The organism is Shewanella sp. BJSY2023SW007 (assembly GCF_047314525.1).
In the GTDB taxonomy this organism is placed as follows: domain Bacteria; phylum Pseudomonadota; class Gammaproteobacteria; order Enterobacterales; family Shewanellaceae; genus Shewanella; species Shewanella chilikensis.
This window is the reverse complement of record NZ_JBKORL010000087.1, coordinates 1-1,928: the sequence shown is the minus strand read 5'-3', so window position 1 is coordinate 1,928 and position 1,928 is coordinate 1. Positions and strand designations below refer to the sequence as shown.

Sequence of the window (1,928 nt, the reverse complement as noted above, 5' to 3'; positions counted from 1 at the left end):
TGTTGGGCTTGTATATCTCAGACACTGAAGGTGCACATCAGTGGCTAAGTATACTAACCGATCTTCATAGTCGCGGAATTAAAGACATCCTGATTGCCTGTGTCGATGGCCTTAAAGGCTTCCCTGAAGCCATTGAAACCATTTACCCACATACAGAGGTGCAGTCATGCATCATTCATCAAATTCGTAACTCAATGAAATACGTAGCGTCTAAAAACCAGAAGGCGTTTATGGCTGATTTAAAGTGTGTCTATAAAGCCACAACCCTCAATGCAGCTGAGATGGCGCTGGACGAGCTGGAAGCCAAATGGGGCGACAAATATCCTGTGGTCATCAAGTCCTGGCGCAACAAGTGGGCGCTGTTATCGACCTATTTTAAGTACCCGGAATACGTGCGTAAGGCTATCTACACCACGAACGCGGTTGAGGCCGTACATCGTCAGTTTCGTAAACTGACGAAAACCAAGGGTGGTTTTGCCAACGAGAACAGTTTACTCAAACTGCTCTACGCCGGTATATTGAAGGCTCAGGAGCGGTGGTCACACCCGATTCAAAACTGGAATTTAACGCTATCTCAGCTGTCCATCCATTTTGAAGGACGACTGGATGCTCACATCGATCTGTGATTTTTAACGTGACACAGAATTTTGAACACCCTCCTTAGTCTGGCTAAGAGCCTCTTTTACCGCTTGCTCGGTTTTGTTCCAGATGATGTCTTTCGCGGCATCCTTTGCCACACACGCTAAGACGTCCAGTAGGCAGCACTTACCCGTTTCACCATAGGATTTGCCGATTGGCGAGTAGAGAAATGGTGTGCCTGAAGGGTAACCCATCGGCTGATAGTCTCTGGCTATCTGAGCGCGTTGTGCAGGCATTAACGCCGTGTTCCACCATTCCTTTAGGTCGTAATAGTCCAATATGTCCATACAGTCACTTGATTACTTTATTGAGCTTTGAGTGTTGATAGTCATATTTGTTGGCGCGTGGGTTTCTGCGAAGTTCACTACCACACCATTTCTAAGCAAAATATCAAGTGTGTGAGTCGTGAAGTCGGATGTGGTTTTCATGGTAAACGCTTGGGCAGATGCGCTGCCCTCTGTGTAACTGTAAATCCACTTTACGTCTGTTTCGTTGATGACAGCTTTTACTTGTGGCTGACCAAAGAGGTTAACTAAATCTGCTTCTGCCGTTTTGCCCTTTGCTATCTTTGCCACCTGCTCGGAACTGAAATTGGTTCCTACGTTCATGTTAGATGTGTAGGTGCAAGCCGATAGCGTTATTAACGCTGTAAATATCCCTATAATTTTCATGTTAGTCCTTAGATGTACAGTTTAGGAATTGCCACCACTTCAAAAGCGGTTACATGCATACTCTTTGACCGATACTTTATTGGGGAGGTTTGGGGAAGGCAACAAGATATTTTCTAATGCGAGTTTGAACGCTACAGCACCCAGCGCCACATAAACAACAAAGGCTTAGCTAAATTGAATTAGCTAAGCCTTCGAAAAAGTGGTGGCCCCTCCCAGACTCGAACTGGGGACCTAACGATTATGAGTCGTGTGCTCTAACCAACTGAGCTAAGGGGCCGGCTTAAGGCAATCGTCATCACCAGAAGCGGGAGAGAGTATACGAAGTTTAATTGCGCTTGTCACCCGTGTTTTGCGCATTATTGATGTCATTGCTTTCAAGTGGTTATCTGTTAATCAGACTTGAGGCTGAAAGACAATAAAAAACCCCGCGTAGCGGTAATGCCGATCAGTTAAGACAGATCGCTTGACGATCTCACTGAAAGGATCAAAATCCGATGACCCCATGTCATCGGATTTTTTTATGCTGATCTGCCCCGATAGTTTTGGACACCACGCTAAGCGAGTAAAATCGTTTAACGAGGTGAACAATGACATCAAAGACCAAACGACAAACCTATA

General features: G+C 45.5%; 4 protein-coding genes and 1 tRNA gene. 1 reads left to right on the top strand and 4 read right to left on the bottom strand.

From position 1 onward, the window contains the following. On the top strand, positions 1-626 hold a 626-nt coding region (locus tag ACMHXE_RS14575), incomplete at its 5' end, for an IS256 family transposase (protein ID WP_224868444.1). Between the two features lie 3 nt (positions 627-629). On the opposite strand, the gene ACMHXE_RS14570 is transcribed toward ACMHXE_RS14575, so the two are convergent. The 4 genes from ACMHXE_RS14570 to ACMHXE_RS14555 form a co-directional block, all read right to left on the bottom strand. After that, positions 630-926, bottom strand: coding sequence for a hypothetical protein (locus ACMHXE_RS14570; protein ID WP_413732658.1), 297 nt, complete (start codon positions 924-926; stop codon positions 630-632). A 12-nt stretch (positions 927-938) separates the two neighbouring features. Beyond that, the gene (locus tag ACMHXE_RS14565) at positions 939-1,310 is read right to left on the bottom strand and encodes a hypothetical protein (protein ID WP_052248318.1); all 372 of its coding nucleotides are present in this window, start codon (positions 1,308-1,310) and stop codon (positions 939-941) included. A 200-nt stretch (positions 1,311-1,510) separates the two neighbouring features. Next, positions 1,511-1,587 (bottom strand) — tRNA-Ile (locus tag ACMHXE_RS14560). A gap of 116 nt (positions 1,588-1,703) precedes the next feature. Next, positions 1,704-1,928: hypothetical protein (locus ACMHXE_RS14555; protein ID WP_413732656.1), on the bottom strand; the 225-nt coding region annotated here is incomplete at its 5' end.